At 62.2% G+C, this 14,693-nt stretch carries 17 protein-coding genes; 11 read left to right on the top strand and 6 right to left on the bottom strand.

Features of this window, described 5'->3' with window-relative positions; all coding sequences use genetic code 11:
* Complete coding sequence (gene pknB, locus RI444_RS00145; RefSeq protein ID WP_207605299.1) at positions 1–1,932, top strand: Stk1 family PASTA domain-containing Ser/Thr kinase; 1,932 nt, start codon at positions 1–3, stop codon at positions 1,930–1,932.
* Between the two features lie 101 nt (positions 1,933–2,033).
* Here the strand turns inward: pknB and RI444_RS00140 are convergent, their stop codons facing one another.
* Genes RI444_RS00140 through RI444_RS00130 form a run of 3 tightly spaced genes read right to left on the bottom strand, consistent with a single transcriptional unit; the run spans position 2,034 to position 3,565 of the window.
* Positions 2,034–2,675, bottom strand: a complete 642-nt coding sequence (locus RI444_RS00140) for an aminodeoxychorismate/anthranilate synthase component II (RefSeq protein ID WP_021473189.1) — start codon at positions 2,673–2,675, stop codon at positions 2,034–2,036.
* On the bottom strand, positions 2,672–2,842 hold the full coding sequence (locus tag RI444_RS00135) for a hypothetical protein (protein WP_021473188.1): 171 nt from the start codon (positions 2,840–2,842) through the stop codon (positions 2,672–2,674). Before RI444_RS00135 ends, RI444_RS00140 begins: the two co-directional genes overlap by 4 nt.
* A 3-nt stretch (positions 2,843–2,845) precedes the next feature.
* The gene (locus RI444_RS00130; RefSeq protein ID WP_170828592.1) at positions 2,846–3,565 is read right to left on the bottom strand and encodes a class E sortase; all 720 of its coding nucleotides are present in this window, start codon (positions 3,563–3,565) and stop codon (positions 2,846–2,848) included.
* Between the two features lie 263 nt (positions 3,566–3,828).
* Between RI444_RS00130 and RI444_RS00125 the strand changes: the two genes are divergently transcribed.
* The 8 genes from RI444_RS00125 (at position 3,829) to RI444_RS00090 (ending at position 10,010) form a co-directional block, all read left to right on the top strand.
* Positions 3,829–4,083, top strand: coding sequence for a cell division protein CrgA (locus tag RI444_RS00125; protein ID WP_021473186.1), 255 nt, complete (start codon positions 3,829–3,831; stop codon positions 4,081–4,083).
* A 54-nt stretch (positions 4,084–4,137) separates the two neighbouring features.
* Positions 4,138–4,647 carry a methylated-DNA--[protein]-cysteine S-methyltransferase gene (locus RI444_RS00120; protein ID WP_069696597.1) on the top strand — a complete coding sequence of 170 codons (510 nt, stop codon included), beginning with the start codon at positions 4,138–4,140 and terminating at the stop codon, positions 4,645–4,647.
* Complete coding sequence (locus tag RI444_RS00115) at positions 4,647–5,186, top strand: RNA polymerase sigma factor (RefSeq protein WP_062094380.1); 540 nt, start codon at positions 4,647–4,649, stop codon at positions 5,184–5,186. Before RI444_RS00120 ends, RI444_RS00115 begins: the two co-directional genes overlap by 1 nt.
* Positions 5,183–5,809 (top strand): methylated-DNA--[protein]-cysteine S-methyltransferase, encoded by a 627-nt coding sequence (locus RI444_RS00110; RefSeq protein WP_062094378.1) that lies wholly within the window; start codon positions 5,183–5,185, stop codon positions 5,807–5,809. The genes RI444_RS00115 and RI444_RS00110 overlap by 4 nt, the downstream gene beginning before the upstream one ends.
* Positions 5,806–6,522: an alpha-ketoglutarate-dependent dioxygenase AlkB family protein gene (locus RI444_RS00105; protein WP_069696596.1), complete on the top strand. Its 717-nt coding sequence runs from the start codon at positions 5,806–5,808 to the stop codon at positions 6,520–6,522. Before RI444_RS00110 ends, RI444_RS00105 begins: the two co-directional genes overlap by 4 nt.
* Before the next feature lie 72 nt (positions 6,523–6,594).
* Positions 6,595–7,197, top strand: coding sequence for a DNA-3-methyladenine glycosylase I (locus RI444_RS00100; RefSeq protein ID WP_069696595.1), 603 nt, complete (start codon positions 6,595–6,597; stop codon positions 7,195–7,197).
* Positions 7,198–7,940: 743 nt separating this feature from the next.
* Entirely contained in the window at positions 7,941–8,573 is a 633-nt protein-coding gene (locus RI444_RS00095; RefSeq protein WP_062094366.1) for a GyrI-like domain-containing protein, read from the top strand.
* Between the two features lie 150 nt (positions 8,574–8,723).
* On the top strand, positions 8,724–10,010 hold the full coding sequence (locus tag RI444_RS00090; RefSeq protein ID WP_062095146.1) for a DDE-type integrase/transposase/recombinase: 1,287 nt from the start codon (positions 8,724–8,726) through the stop codon (positions 10,008–10,010).
* A gap of 108 nt (positions 10,011–10,118) precedes the next feature.
* Here RI444_RS00090 and RI444_RS00085 read toward each other — a convergent pair whose 3' ends face one another.
* A complete protein-coding gene (locus RI444_RS00085) occupies positions 10,119–10,973 on the bottom strand; it encodes a rhomboid family intramembrane serine protease (protein WP_062094364.1) in 855 nt (284 codons plus the stop codon).
* Between the two features lie 6 nt (positions 10,974–10,979).
* Positions 10,980–11,522: a peptidylprolyl isomerase gene (locus RI444_RS00080; protein WP_062094361.1), complete on the bottom strand. Its 543-nt coding sequence runs from the start codon at positions 11,520–11,522 to the stop codon at positions 10,980–10,982.
* A gap of 155 nt (positions 11,523–11,677) precedes the next feature.
* On the opposite strand from RI444_RS00080, the gene RI444_RS00075 reads away from it, so the two are divergent.
* Both RI444_RS00075 and RI444_RS00070 read left to right on the top strand, forming a co-directional pair.
* Positions 11,678–12,631 carry a hypothetical protein gene (locus tag RI444_RS00075; protein ID WP_021473177.1) on the top strand — a complete coding sequence of 318 codons (954 nt, stop codon included), beginning with the start codon at positions 11,678–11,680 and terminating at the stop codon, positions 12,629–12,631.
* 207 nt (positions 12,632–12,838) lie between these two features.
* The gene (locus RI444_RS00070) at positions 12,839–13,717 is read left to right on the top strand and encodes a glycosyltransferase (RefSeq protein ID WP_062094359.1); all 879 of its coding nucleotides are present in this window, start codon (positions 12,839–12,841) and stop codon (positions 13,715–13,717) included.
* A gap of 28 nt (positions 13,718–13,745) precedes the next feature.
* Here RI444_RS00070 and RI444_RS00065 read toward each other — a convergent pair whose 3' ends face one another.
* Entirely contained in the window at positions 13,746–14,654 is a 909-nt protein-coding gene (locus RI444_RS00065) for a DMT family transporter (RefSeq protein ID WP_062094357.1), read from the bottom strand.
* Positions 14,655–14,693 lie beyond the last annotated feature (39 nt).

The following is a 14,693-nucleotide window of genomic DNA, read 5'->3' as shown; positions in this document are numbered from 1 at the left end:
ATGACATCGTCACGGCAGGGTCCTGCACACCGGGAGGAGGGCACATCTGTGTCTGAGCAACGCATCCTCAACGGCCGCTATGAGCTGGGTGAGCTGATCGGTCGTGGCGGGATGGCTGATGTCTACCGCGGGACGGACACCCTGCTGGGACGGACCATAGCGGTGAAGGTACTGCGCGCCGACCTCGCCCGCGACCCCCAGTTCCAGGCCCGGTTCAAGCGCGAAGCCCAGGCAGTCGCTGCCCTGAACCACGCCTCCATTGTGGCCATCTTCGATACAGGCGAACACTCCATCCCGGGCGGACCCGGCGAGGACGTGCGTGTTCCCTACATCGTCATGGAATTCGTGGCAGGACGCACCCTGCGGGACATGATCAAGGCCAAGGAACTGACGGTCGAGGGCTCCATCGGCTACACCTTGGGAGTCCTGTCGGCCCTGGAATACAGCCACAGAGCGGGGATCGTCCACCGCGACATCAAGCCTGCCAACGTGATGGTCTGCGCCGATACGGGCGAGGTCAAGGTCATGGACTTCGGCATCGCCAGGGCAATGGCTGATTCTTCCGCGACCATGACCCAAACCCAGGCCGTTGTGGGCACTGCCCAGTACCTTTCCCCGGAGCAGGCCCGCGGCGAAACAGTCGATGCGCGGAGCGACCTCTACTCGGCCGGCTGCCTGCTCTACGAATTGTTGACCGGCAGGCCGCCGTTCGTTGGTGACAGTCCCGTCTCCGTCGCGTACCAGCATGTTCGGGAAACCCCGGACAAGGCCAGCATCCACAACCCCGACGTGTCCGAGGCATTGGACTCCGTCCTGGCCAAGGCCCTGCAGAAAAACCGCGACGACCGGTTCCAGGACGCCGCTGCGTTCCGCCGTGCGTTGAGGGCGGCCAGCAACGGCGTCCCCGTACCTGCCGTTCCGGCCAGCGAGGCACCCACGGACCCCAACGACCTCGTGGACGACGACAATCCCTCCACACAGCTGCTCAGCGCCACCGCCGTCGGATTCCTCAACGTCGACCAGATCAATGACGATCCCGAGCACGCCGACTACGCGGAGCCACAGGGCTATGCCCTCAGGCAGGCGGATGACGACCTTCCTCTTGGCCTCCCGCCGGAACGCGAGCGTACAGCGCGGCAGAAGTCCCGCCGTCGTGCCTGGGCGGCAACCCTGGCAATCTTCACCATCCTGGTCCTTGCGGGGGCCGGGTTCTGGATCTACAGCGTGGTGAACGCGGCGCCGCCGGCACCCGCCAAAGTTGCCGTACCTGCGGTGGCCAATATGTCCGAATCACAGGCTCTCCAAGAGCTCTATGGTGCCAAGCTGGTTCCCAAGACCACGCGGGTAGCGAGCGACACCGTGGCGAAAGACATGGCCATAGGCACGTCCCCGGATGCGGGGGCAATGCTGGAACAGAACGCCGAAGTGGTGCTCAACATATCCAGCGGGCCCAGCTCGGTCACCATCCCCAAGGACATAGCCGGGCGGACAGAACCCGATGCCCGCGACTACCTGAAGCGCCTGGGCATTACCGGCGCCATTTCCACCGTCCGGACGCACAGCCCCACGGTGCCCTTCGGCCTGGTGATCACCACAGGACCGGCTCCGGGCGCACCCATTGCAGCCGGCTCCAACGTTGAGCTGCAGGTGTCTTCCGGACGCGTCCTGATGCCCCAGCTCGCAGGCCTCACCCAAGCCGAGGCGGAGGCTCTCCTGAAGGAAAACGGCCTGCTGATGGCCGTCGTCGAACAGGAGAATACACAGGTTGAACCGGGCAAGGTAACGGCCCAGAGCGATGCCGCCAACACCGAAGTGGAACAGGGGAAGACCATCACGGTAACGCTGGCCAAGGCGCCCGCCCCGGAGCCGACACCGACCCCCAAACCCACGGAAACGGACAAGCCGAAGCCGACTCCCACCAAGAAGGACTAGTTTCAGGCATGCCTGAGGGCTGGGGGCATCCGGCAGCCTGCGTCAAAGCGACGAAGGAGCAGCACGCAGAGGATGCCTCCAGCCCTCAGCAGAGCGGCTTCCTAGTGCTGGATCAGCGGGCTCAGTTTGGCCGCGCGTTCGGCTGCGCCGTGCATTCCCAGGGACTCGAGCCAGTTGCCGAGCATCTGGTAGCCGCCCTCGGTGAGCACGGATTCCGGGTGGAACTGGACTCCGCACAGAGGTGCCGTCTTGTGCTGCAGGCCCATCACTACACCGTTGGTGGTCTCGGCAGTGATCTCCAGGACGTCGGGAATGGAATCACGCACCGCGGCAAGCGAATGGTAGCGCGTTGCGGTGACGGGGGACGGCAGGCCCGCGAAGACGCTCTTGCCGTCGTGCCGGACCGGTGACGTCTTCCCGTGCATAAGCTCCGGGGCGTGCGTGACGACTCCGCCGTATGCTTCCGCAAGTGCCTGATGGCCGAGGCACACGCCGAACATGGGCTTGCCATTCTCGCCGCACCACTTGATGAGGTCGATGCACACGCCGGCTTCCGCCGGCGTGCCCGGGCCCGGTGAGATCAGGACGCCGTCGCGCGCTGCGGCGAGCTCCTTCGCTTCGGCAAGGGTTACGTCGTCGTTCCGGACGACCGTTGTCTCGGCCCCGAGCTCCTGAAGGTATCCAACAAGGGTGTAAACGAAGCTGTCGTAGTTATCCACGACCAGGATTTTTGCTGTGCTCATGGCTGCTGCACTGAACCAATCGTTGAGTCGGTCAAGGTGGTGAACTGGGAAACCCAGGGGAACAGGAACTCGATCATCAGGATCACGGCTACCGCCACGAGTACCACTGATGTCAGGATCCGGACCCACAAGGGGCCCGGAAGATTGCGGAATATCCATGCGTACACCGGTTACCCCTTTCCTTGGGCCTGGGCTACTTGAGCGGCAATTTCCGACGGCGGGCCGGCTGAGGAGGGCTGCCAACTGTCCAGGATGGAGTAGGCAATAATCCGTTCCTGGGACCCGAAGCGGGGATTGCAGCTGGTCATGGTCAGGAAGCTTTCCGTGGGAGTGGCCTTCGGCTGGGTGGGCACGGGCAGCAGCACGTCGGTTTGGCTCGGGAGGACGATCTGGTTATTGCGGAACACGTAGGTGTAGTAGCCCTCCTTGGTCTGGACGTAGACCTTGTCCCCGGGCACCAGGGTGTGGATGCTGTCCAGGACGGCTCCGTGGGTCTGGCGGTGGCCTGCCACCGCAAAGTTCCCCACAGCACCGGGCATACTGGTGCTTCCGTAGTGACCCAGGCCCAGCGTGTCCAAAACATCGGAACCGGTTCCCTCGATGATGGGGCGCGTGTAACCCGGACCGAAGCGCGGGATGTACATGATGCCGATTGTTTGACCGTACCCCGGGGCTGCTGAAACCACCGGAGGGCCGTAGTCAGCAGGGGCGGGCGCCGGCTCCACGGGACCGGAGAGTTCCTGCGCGAAGCTCTTTACCGCCTCTGACTGCTTGGCGTCTGCCTCGACGTTGGTCCACCACAGCTCCCAGGCAACGAAGAGAAGCAGGACGATTCCTGCGGTGATCAGGAGCTCGCCCAGAATTTGGATGATCTTGCGGATAACGTCCATCGGTCCGGTCTTCCGGCGCGGTGGTCTCTTTCGCAGGTCCTGGGCAGGGGGCGCTACAGCAGTGGTTGACGACTGCTGGTGCGCCACGGGATCTCCTCGTTTCAGGGGGCGCGGGCGGCGCGGGCGGCCCCTTGGTTGCGGCTAGACTTGACAGCTAGTACCACCCCGGAATGCCGCGTGGCCGTTGACCGCTGGAATTTTCCTTCCTGCAGGATACCAAGGCATGCCGTTACGGGTTTAGTTGCATCAGCCAAGGAGGATCCGTGCCCGAGTCCAAGCCCCGCAAGCGGCCTGCCCGTCAGGAGCAGCAGACTTCCGCAGCGCAGCAGTACAAGCCGAACCCCGTGTGGTTCAAGCCGGTGATGTTCGGCCTGATGATCCTCGGCCTGCTGTGGATCATCACGTTCTACATCACCGAAGGTCAGTTCCCGGTACGGGACTGGGCTTCGTGGAACATCGTGGCCGGCTTCGGCATCGCAATCGTGGGCTTTCTGATGACCACTCGCTGGCGGTCCTGACGCCGCCGGGAAAGTCCCACCTCACGTTTTCCTGCCCGTGAACGTCTACAGGGTATGAGCACCAGGCACACCACCATGGATTCCCCGCTGGGGCAGTTGACGCTGACTGCCAGCGGGCAGTTCCTCACGGGCATTTTCTACGAGGGCCATTGGCACCTGCCGCCTGCGGATTACTTCGGCTCATTGGCCGCTGGCGGGGATCCCGTTTTCTCACGGGCGGAAGCCGAATTGGCCGAGTACTTGGGCGGGAACCGAACACACTTCGAGGTGCCCTTCAAAGTGCGGGGAAACCAGCTCCAGGAAAAAGTCTGGCATCGCCTGCAGTTGATCCCCTACGGGGAAACGGTCACCTACGGGCAACTGGCAACCGAACTCGGCGATCCCCACCTTGCCCAGGCGGTGGGCTCCGCAGTGGGACGCAATCCGCTCAGCATCATTGTTCCGTGCCACCGCGTGGTGGGAAGCACGGGCCGCCTCACTGGTTACGCGGGCGGCTTGGACAATAAGAGATTCCTTTTGGAATTGGAGGAGCCTGCGGCTGTCAAAGAGAGCAAGCTCTTCTGATGGGGCCAATTCCCCCGGCACCCCCAAAGAGACCGTTCGAAACCGTGGTGCAGGAACACGGCGCCACGGTCCTGCGCGTGTGCCGGGCCATTGTTGGCATTCACGACGGCGAGGATGCTTGGTCCGAGACTTTCCTGTCAGCACTGAAGGCCTATGGAGACCTTCCGGCAGATGCCAATACGGAGGCATGGCTTGTGACCATTGCCCATCGGAAATGCATCGACATCCTGCGCGCGTCGGTTCGGAGGCCGGTGCCGGTACAGCAAACGCCCGATGTGCCCTCGAGCCTGGGTGTGCCGGATGAGGGGCAGGTGGAACTACTCGACGCCGTCGGTCAGCTGCCGCCGAAGCAACGTCAGGCGATCGCCTACCACTATCTTGTCGGGCTTCCTTACAAGGATGTTGCGGCCCTTGTGGGCGTAACTCCGGACGCTGCCCGCCGGGCAGCAGCGGACGGCGTCAAAGCTCTCCGGGCTGCGCTCGGCCGGCCTTCACCCACCGTTCTATTGCCGACTGCTTTGAGAGGAGTACCCGGATGACCTCCGTGGAACAGGAACCCGGCGATGTGGGCACCATGTTGAAGTCCTTGGACTCCGGGCTGGAAGCTTCACTGGTAGCCCTTCGTGCCCGCTTGGCCCGTGCGGCGTGGGAAGACCACTCCCTGGATATCGCCTACCGGGTGGTGGAGTCACCGGTCGGAAGGCTCCTCTTGGCCGCTACTGCACGGGGCATGCTCCGGGTAGCTTTCCAACTCGAAGACCACGCGTCAGTACTTCAACAGCTTTCCAACACCGTCAGCCCACGAATCCTTGAGGCCCCCGGGCTGCTGGACGAAGCCGCCCGCCAACTCGATGAATACTTCAGCGGCCAGCGCCGGACGTTCAACCTCCCCTTGGATTTCAGCCTCTCGCGCGGCTTCCGCCTGGACGTCCTCCATCATCTGCCGCACATTGCCTATGGAACCACGGAGAGCTACTCGCAGGTGGCCAGGGCAGCGGGCAGCCCCAACGCAGTCCGGGCGGTGGGCACAGCCTGCGCCACCAACCCTCTGCCGGTCATCGTGCCATGTCACCGGGTGGTCCGGACCGATGGAACCTACGGAGGGTATCTCGGCGGCACGGAAGCGAAACGAACTCTCCTGACCTTGGAGGCCGCGGCATGACCGAGGACGCCCTGTTCCCGGTCGAGCTCGTCCAACCGCAGGGGAGCCACTCCGGCCCGCGTCTGGTCGCACCCGGCGCAGTGCACGTTCCCGGTTGGCTCACCGATGAGCAACAGCGCTGGATCGTGGCCCGGTTTGGGGAGTGGACACAGGGTCCGGTGCCGCTGCGTGCGGCCACGTTGCCGGGCGGCCAGCAGATGTCCGTCAAGACCGTATGCCTGGGCTGGCACTGGCAGCCGTACAAGTACACGCGGGAAGCAACAGACGTCAATGGCCGCCCTGTCCTCGATTTCCCCGACTGGATGGTTCGGTTGGGCAAGAAGGCAGTCTCAGAGGCATATGCACCGGAGTTGGTCCAGGACGCCTCCCTGAGCGGCCTGGCCGACGGCTACGCACCGGACGCTGCACTGGTGAACTTCTACGGCGATGGCGCGGCCATGGGGATGCATCAGGACAAGGACGAACGGTCCAGTGCGCCTGTGGTGTCCATCAGCATTGGCGACTCCTGCGTATTTCGGTTCGGAAACACCCGGACCCGTACCAAACCCTACGAGGACGTGCAGTTGCGGTCGGGCGACCTGTTTGTGTTCGGCGGGCCATCGCGGTTTGCCTACCACGGCATCCCCAAGGTCCACCCCGGCACGGCACCCTCGGATTGCGGTCTTTCCCACGGCCGCATCAACATCACCATGCGCGTCACCGGGATGTCGTAGCCCGCGGGCACAATATCCCCAACGGGGAAATCCAATGCAGGGTTTTCCACACTTAGCCAAAAGGAGCTACGAATGAATCCCGCGGAGAACGGCACGGTCATTGGCGGGGACGGCCTGGCACGGCCTGCGTGGGCAGCTTCGGATCCCTTGATGCAGGCTTACTACGACCATGAATGGGGAATGCCTGTCCGGGACGAGCAGGGGCTATATGAACGCATCAGCCTGGAAGGCTTCCAAGCCGGGCTGTCCTGGGCCACCATCCTCCGAAAGAGGGAAGCGTTCAGGGAAGCCTTCCTTGATTTCCATCCGGAGAGCGTGGCCACCTTTACCGAGGCTGATGTGGAGCGGTTGATGCTGGATGCGGGCATCGTACGGAACCGCCTCAAGATACGTGCAACGATCACCAACGCCAAAGCCACCATTGCCCTCCGTGAGGAAGGTGGGCTGGTTGACTTTGTCTGGTCATTTAAGCCCGACAAGACGCCCGCTCCCAAAACCCTCGCGGACATTCCCACGACGTCGCCCGAGTCCATAGCGCTGTCCAAAGCGCTCCGGAAGAAGGGCTTCGCTTTCGTTGGCCCCACCACCATGTACGCCCTCATGGAAGCTGTGGGAATCATCGACACCCACTTGGTGGACAGCCATCGACGCGGCTCCTCGGGCGTCTGGAACTGAGCGCTCCTCAGCCTTCGAACTAGCTCCGCGAGCTTTGGAGAACTCCGCCAAGGCCCACCGCAGCGCCTGACGGCGTGCTTGCCTTCCACAGAAAGTGCGTAACTTTATCCACAGCCGTGGATAACTTCTGTGGACATCCACGGAACTGGCGCCAAAAGCCCCGGACTGGTGCGTTCTCCGGGCTACCCGGCAGTAGCAACCGGGTTTTACCCACTGTGTACGAGGCTGTGGATATTGCAGGTTCATTCGGTCAAAGTTCATCCACCCGAGCTTGTGCTTGTTCGCCGACGTTCGAACAAGCACCTGGAAGACGTCCTCACAGAGTTACCCACTTAACAACAACGAGCCGCTCACAAGTTATCCACAGATGGGGAAAAGTTGTGGGTATAGCGGCGGAAACACTTGTCATGGCAGGCTTCAGCGCCCGCAGGAGCTCCGAAACTACACGACTGTAAGTTATTAACAGTGTTGATAACTCTGTTGATAGGCGCTTATTAACAGGCGGATTAACAGCTTTTTCCACACCTCTGCCCTCAGGGCTTCTCTTGTCCACAAACAGCCTCCTGCAGGGGACAAAGTTATCCACAGATGTGGATCAACACATGCCAAACGGGGGATATCTGCCCCATTTCACGCGCCGGCTGGCCTTTAGCGTCCTAACTACACGTATGTAAGTTACTCACAGTGTGGATAACATCTGTGGATAACGCCGGAGCGGGGATGACCTGCATCGAGGAGGAGCGGTGGGCACACAGTCCAAGACCAAGGTCGACTTCAAGAAGGAGATCACAAGCTACAAGGCCACGGCAGGAACGTTCGCATTGGTCAAGGTACCGGAGCTTCAATTCCTCATGATCGACGGCCACGGCGATCCCAACACCGCCCAGGCTTACAGGGATGCCTTGGAAACGCTGTATCCGGTCGCGTACAAGCTGAAGTTCTTCAGCAAGCAGGAACTCGGCCGGGACTACGGCGTGATGCCGCTGGAAGGTCTGTGGTGGTCTGAGGACATGGCCAGCTTCACCACGGAACGGGATAAGTCCCGTTGGGACTGGACCATGATGATCATGACGCCTGACTGGATCACCCCGGGGCACGTAGACGCTGTAGTGGAGGCCGTACGGAGCAAGGGTGGAGCGCCGGCATTGGAGTCGCTGCGGCTGGCCTCGTTGAATGAGGGACTATGCGTCCAGACCCTGCACACAGGCCCGTACGACGCAGAGGGCCCGGTTCTGGAAGAGATGCACAAGGACTTCATCCCTTCGCACCGTCTTCGGCCCACAGGGAAACATCACGAGATTTATCTGTCCGACGCGAGGCGGACTGCTCCGGAGAAGCTCAAGACAATCCTGCGGCAGCCCGTAGCCCGGAACTAACCCTCCCAACTAGATCGCATTTGTGCGCGTTTTGCCCCCTCAAAACGTGTGTGGAGTCTCATGACTTAATAGACAGTTCTGTCTCATGACTTCGTAGACACTCTGTCTCAGGACATCGTGGACACTTAGCTTGCGGGTTTGCTGCTCTGCATGAGCAAACCCCAACCGGACATCAAGATCCGGCATGCTGTGGCAACGTGGTCCGAGGATTCGCCCAGAGGCGCGGTTACTGCGTTCTGCAGGAAGCACAATGTCTCCCGGGCCTGGTTCTACCGGGTCCGGGCGGCGGCTGCCGAGGTGGGGCCGGTGAAGGCATTGGAGAAAAAGCCCACGATTCCAAGAACCATGCCGGCCCTGACCCCACAGGCGATGATCGAGTTGCTGCTCGGTACCCGGGCGGAACTGCAGGAGAGCGGGCAGGACCACGGTCCGCTTTCTGTCATCGCGAAGCTCTCACGACAAGGCTTCACACCGCCCTCGCGTGCCACCGTGGCCAGGATCTTTTCCCGGGCCGGTGTCGTGATGCCCGAACCGCGGAAGAAGCCTCGAAGCGCCTACAAAAGGTTCGTCTATCCGCAACCCAACGCGTGCTGGCAAATCGACTCGACCGAATGGCAGCTCGCCAGCGGCAAGAAGGTAGCCATCTTCCAACTCATCGATGATCATTCGCGTTTGGCGCTGGCGTCCCTGGTCGCACCCGGCGAAACCAGCGCCGCCGCAATCGCCGTCGTTACCCAGGCCATCGAACGCCACGGAGCACCGCAGAAGTTCCTTTCCGACAACGGCTCGGCACTGAATCCCACCCGCCGCGGCCGCACCGGGGCCCTCGTGGAGTTCCTCAAAGCCAAAGGCATCGAACCGATAACGGGCAAACCCTACAAACCCACCACCCAAGGCAAGAACGAACGCTTCCACCAAACCCTGCACCGATACCTGCACAGGCAACTCCCGGCCCCTTCAATGGCTGCCCTGCAACTGCAGGTCGACGCTTTCGATCTCTACTACAACAACGAACGCGAACATCAAGGCCTACCCGCGGGAACGACGCCCTATGAGGCCTGGAACGCCACCCCGAAAACGCCCCCGCCAACCGTTCCTGAGCAAGTCACGCCCGCAACGGACAGGCAAAGCGCGCACCGAACAGTGAACCGGAACGGGTCCGTGACGATCCTAGGAACCCACTTCAAAATGGGCAAAGAACACACCGGCACCACCGTGCACATCATCTACGACGACACCACCATCATGTTCTTCGGAGCACAAGGCACCGAGATCATCACTCACCCCAGACCTCCGCACGGAACCACCTACGTCGGCAACGGAAAACCCTCAGGAGTCGTCGCAGACCCACAAGGCACCCGCAAGAAACGAACAAAGTACCCGCCCCGCAGAGGCCGACAAACAAAGTCCCAAGACGAAGTGTCCACACAGTCGTGAGACAACAACCGTCCACGAAGTCATGAGACATGAAGTGTCTACAAGGTCATGAGACATGACACCCCCTCAAAACGTGCACAAATGCGATCTAGTTGGGCAGCACAGCAGCTAGCCTGAAGAAACGCGGAACCAGGTGACGATTGCCAGCAGCGCCCCCACCAGGACCAAGCCTCCCGCTTGGAGCAGCCCTTGGTTCTTACCGCGGGGGGCATAGGCGATGGCAGCGGCCGCAAGGCCGCCCGTGATCAATCCGCCGAGGTGCGCCTGCCAGGCAATGCCCTGGACGAAGAAACCGATTGCTCCATTGATGGCTATCAAGACCCACAGCTGGCGGGTTTCCCCACCGCGGTGCCTTTGGACCACCAACATTGCCCCGAAGAGACCGAAGATCGCCCCCGAGGCACCCACCACGCCTATGACGGGGCGGTCCGGGGTGAGGAGCAGGAATCCAATGGAACCGCCCACGGCGGACAGCAAGTAAACGGCCAGGAACCGGACCCGCCCGAGCAACGGCTCAAGGGCTTGTCCGAAGATCCACAAGGTGTACATGTTCAACACGATGTGGAGAAGGAAACTTTGGGAATGGAGGAACGCCGCCGTCAGCATCCTCCATGGCTCACGGTCTGCAAAAACGTTGGCAAAAGCGAACTGCTGGTAGACAGCCTCGCCGGGCAGCAGCCACTGCAGAACGTAAACCAGTACGCAGAGTGCGATGATCGCGTACGTCACCAAGGGCTTGCCGACGGCCAACGCGCCGCCGTAAGGGGCCCGGTAGGTCGGCGTCGTACGCTTCTGTTCGTTGACGCAGTCAACGCATTGGAACCCGACGGCGGCCGCCCGCTGGCACTCCGGACACGCAGGGCGCCCGCAACGCTGGCACCGTACGTATGAAGGCCGGTCCGGGTGCCTGGGGCACACCGGGATGTCAGCGGACGGCTCGGCCGACGGAATTCCGTAGCTCATGAAGGACTAGAGCTGTTCGATGTCGATGCTGTTGATGACGACGTCCTCAACAGGACGGTCGCCCATGCCGGTGCGTACGCCCTCGATTGCGTCAACAACCTTGCGGGACTCCTCGTCGGTGACCTCGCCGAAGATGCTGTGCTTGCCGAACAGCCAGTCGGTGTTCACCGTGGTGATGAAGAACTGGGAACCGTTGGTGCCCTTGCCCATCTGGACGCCCGCGTTGGCCATGGCCAGCTTGTACGGAGCGTTGAAGGTCAGCTCGGGGTGGATTTCGTCGTCGAACTTGTAGCCGGGTCCGCCGACGCCGCGGCCGAGGGGATCGCCGCCCTGGATCATGAAGTCCTTGATGATCCGGTGGAAGATGGTGCCGTTGTAAAGCGGTGTGCCGGTCTTGTCCTCGCCGGTCTCCGGGTGGGTCCAGGACTTTTCGCCAGTGGCCAGGCCAATGAAGTTGGCAACGGTCTTGGGGGCGTGGTTGCCGAAAAGGTCAACCTTGATGTCGCCCAGGCTCGTGTGAATTGTGGCTTTTGCTGTTGCAATGGTCATGCGTCCCATTCTTTCATGCAGGGTCAACGCCGCCACTGGCCGTGAAGCCGGTTCCGCGCTCGGTGAAATCGGGCAAGAATCTTGACGATGAATAGCCCATGAAGTTTGGGGCACGTAGGCTAGCAACAAACGAGCATGTGTATCGGGAGGTAGTTGTGAAGAAATCAGACCGTATTGCCCGCGACCTTGAGCACACAGTTGTGGCCAGCGTGGATAACGCCCGCGACTGGGCAGCGCCACGTGTAGAGGCAGCTGTCAACTGGGCTGTTCCGCGAATCCAGCACGGCATTGACACTGCTTCCCCCAAGATCCAGGAGGGACTGAAGTCGGCCGCACACAACCTCGCCGACGGCGTGGAGAAGGTCACGCCGCGGATCCAGGACGGGCTGGCCCAGCTGGCTCCCAAGATCCACGACGCTGTTGAGGATGCAACGCCCAAGATTCAGGAGACGCTCAACCGCGCCACGCCTGCCCTCGGCGTTGCCCGGGACAAGGTAGTGGAAGAGTACTTGCCCAAGCTTTCCGAACAGCTGGGCCACGCATCGGTTGCGGTCCACCATGTTCTGGAGAATGCACCGGCACAGGTCGATGCAGTCGCCCAGCGCCTGGTTGAGTCCGGCGTCGTCCATGGCGTCCAGGAACAGGCGCAGGCCACCAGCAAGCAGATCAAGGCTGTGGCGGAACAGACCAGCAAGGCAGTCAGCAAGCAGCTGGCTACCCAGCAGAAGCCCAAGAAGCGCGGCTGGTTGGTTGTCACGGTCATTGCCGCCGCGGTTGCCGCCGGCGTCGCTGCGTGGAAGGCCGCCAAGCCGGTGGAGGACCCGTGGAAGACACCTTCCCCGGTAACGCCGACCCCCGCTCCGGTTCCTGCGGACGCAGCAGCCTCCGCAACTGCAGCAGCTGCGGCCCCGGCTGAGTCCAAAACTTCCGACCTCACCCCGGAAGAAGCCAAGGCAGAAGTAGAGCAGGCCACCAAGGACGCGTTCGCGAAGACCGAGGACAACGCCTCCAACGTCGCCACGGACGCAAAGACGGCAGTGAAGAACATTGCTGCCGCCACCCACAAGGATGAGGACAAGGGCACGGACTCCAAGGATTCCGCTCTCTAGTTCAAGCCATCGGCGGCGTTCGATCAGCAAACCATGAAGGGACCCCGGTTAGCCGGGGTCCCTTCATTGTTTTCCAGGCCAGGCAAGGTCCCGGCGCCAGGCAAGGTCCCGGCCGAGGCAACTTCCCGGCCCTGAATTCCCGCCAAGCGGCCTTCCCACGCCGAACAGTCCGCTGGGGCTCCGTGGCCGGGTGCTAGATTTGAAATGATGTCAGCTGATAGACCCTTCGAGGGTGAACTTAAGGAGCGCGCGGAACCTCCGGGCGTTTCAATTGTCATCCCGGCGTACAACGAGGAAAGCGTCATACGCCAGTGCCTCATCGCGGCCATTTATCAGTCTGTTCCTGCGAAGGAAATCATCGTGGTGGACAACCTGTCCAAGGACCGAACGGCAAAGATTGTTCGCCGGATGCAGCAGGAATATCCGGAGAGCCCGATCATCCTGCTGAAGCAAGCGGACGTCCAAGGCCTCATTCCCACGCGGAACTACGGCCTCAATAGCGCCACCGGCGACATCATCGGCAGGATCGATGCCGACTCGGTCCTGGAACCTGACTGGGTGGAGCAGGTCCAGAAGGCCTTCGCTGATCCCACCGTTCAGGCAGCAACGGGTCCGGTGGTGTACTACGACATGCCTATGCGCCGTTTCGGCCTTAAGGCAGACGACAAGATGCGCCAGCTCATGCTGCGCCTGGCGAAGCACCAGTACCACTTCCTGTTCGGCTCCAACATGGCGCTTCGCCGTTCGGCGTGGGAAACCATCAGGGATGAAGCCTGCCTGGATGAGAAGGACGAAATGCATGAGGACATCGATCTCTCACTGCACCTCGCCGAACACGACCTCCGGATCCAGTACTGGCCCCAGATGGTGTCCGGAATGTCAGCGCGCCGGCTTGAGGACTCGCCCCGGGATTACCGCTACTACGTGACGCGCTTTGACCGCACTTACAAGGCCCACAACGTCAAGAAGATGGCACTGAAGGCGCCGATGGTGGTGTTCTTCTCCGTGTACTTCCCGGCTAAGCTCCTCCGGGCAATCCACGCTGCCAACGCGGTTTCCGGCGGCGTCCGCCGCGGCGGTCTCTGACACCGCGTCAAGTACGACGGCGGCTGGTTCAGTCCGTTCCCAGCTCAGCTTCGCGCCGGTCTGCCCGCGCACGCCCCCTCCGCTGCCCGGACACCACCACGGCGAGTCCCACCAGGATCAAGGCCAGGCCGGCGTAGGTCCCGCCGGGCAGGGTCTCATTGAGGAAGATTGCCGCCAGGATGGCCGCTCCCGGAATCTCCAGCAGGATGATCATGGAAACCACCAGCGGACTCATGGTCGCCAGGAGATGGTTGAAGGCGGTGTGGCCTACCAGCTGCGCACACACGGTGATGGCAAGAATCCCAAGCCACCCTCCGGCGTCGAACCCTGCCAGCGGCTGCCCGCTGAACAACGCCATGACAGCCACCAAAGCCGCGCACATTCCGTAGCAAAGCGTGGTGTAGGTTCCGGTTCCCATCGACTGGCGCGCTTTGCCGCCCGCGAGCGTATAGAGCCCTGCCAAGGCGCCGCCGGCCAGGGCGAGGACGTCACCAATAAGCGCGTCCGTGGACGAGCCCATGTCGAATCCCGTGATGGCAACGACGCCGCCGAATGCGATGCCCAGGCCCAGCAGGACGGGCCAGCGGTGGCGGGTTCCCCTGAACAGCTGGAAGACAGCGATCCACGCGGACTGCAGGCACACCAACGCCGTAGCGGCGGCGACGGACGTGAGCTGCAACGCCGTAATGAAACAGGCAAAGTGGAAAGCCAATGCCACGGCAGCCACGGCGGACCAGCCGAACTCCCGGCGGGTGACTCCTGTGAACTGCCTCGGTTCACGGACCGCCACGGGAACGGCCATCACGACGGCAGCTATGGCGTTCCGCCAGAACGCGATCGCCAAGGCAGTTACCGAGGTAGCACCGAGCGTTCCGGCGATGAGTGGTCCGGATGAGGCTACGCCCAGTACACCCAGGGCCGAAATGAGGAGATTCACGGATCAACCTTAGTTCGGCGGGGACTGCGCATTACCCCT

Source organism: Paenarthrobacter sp. AT5 (assembly GCF_032764245.1).
Lineage (GTDB): Bacteria > Actinomycetota > Actinomycetes > Actinomycetales > Micrococcaceae > Arthrobacter > Arthrobacter ureafaciens.
The sequence above is the reverse complement of the archived record's forward strand: the minus strand, read 5'-3'. Positions and strand labels throughout refer to the sequence as shown.

What these genes read in the sequence shown, in the direction of transcription:
- pknB (WP_207605299.1), top strand. Translation starts at nt 1, where the DNA reads ATGACATCGTCACGGCAGGGTCCTGCACACCGGGAGGAGGGCACATCT.
- RI444_RS00140 (WP_021473189.1), bottom strand. Translation starts at nt 2,675, where the DNA reads ATGAGCACAGCAAAAATCCTGGTCGTGGATAACTACGACAGCTTCGTT.
- RI444_RS00130 (WP_170828592.1), bottom strand. Translation starts at nt 3,565, where the DNA reads ATGGACGTTATCCGCAAGATCATCCAAATTCTGGGCGAGCTCCTGATC.
- RI444_RS00120 (WP_069696597.1), top strand. Translation starts at nt 4,138, where the DNA reads ATGAGCACCAGGCACACCACCATGGATTCCCCGCTGGGGCAGTTGACG.
- RI444_RS00115 (WP_062094380.1), top strand. Translation starts at nt 4,647, where the DNA reads ATGGGGCCAATTCCCCCGGCACCCCCAAAGAGACCGTTCGAAACCGTG.
- RI444_RS00110 (WP_062094378.1), top strand. Translation starts at nt 5,183, where the DNA reads ATGACCTCCGTGGAACAGGAACCCGGCGATGTGGGCACCATGTTGAAG.
- RI444_RS00105 (WP_069696596.1), top strand. Translation starts at nt 5,806, where the DNA reads ATGACCGAGGACGCCCTGTTCCCGGTCGAGCTCGTCCAACCGCAGGGG.
- RI444_RS00100 (WP_069696595.1), top strand. Translation starts at nt 6,595, where the DNA reads ATGAATCCCGCGGAGAACGGCACGGTCATTGGCGGGGACGGCCTGGCA.
- RI444_RS00090 (WP_062095146.1), top strand. Translation starts at nt 8,724, where the DNA reads ATGAGCAAACCCCAACCGGACATCAAGATCCGGCATGCTGTGGCAACG.
- RI444_RS00085 (WP_062094364.1), bottom strand. Translation starts at nt 10,973, where the DNA reads ATGAGCTACGGAATTCCGTCGGCCGAGCCGTCCGCTGACATCCCGGTG.
- RI444_RS00080 (WP_062094361.1), bottom strand. Translation starts at nt 11,522, where the DNA reads ATGACCATTGCAACAGCAAAAGCCACAATTCACACGAGCCTGGGCGAC.
- RI444_RS00070 (WP_062094359.1), top strand. Translation starts at nt 12,839, where the DNA reads ATGTCAGCTGATAGACCCTTCGAGGGTGAACTTAAGGAGCGCGCGGAA.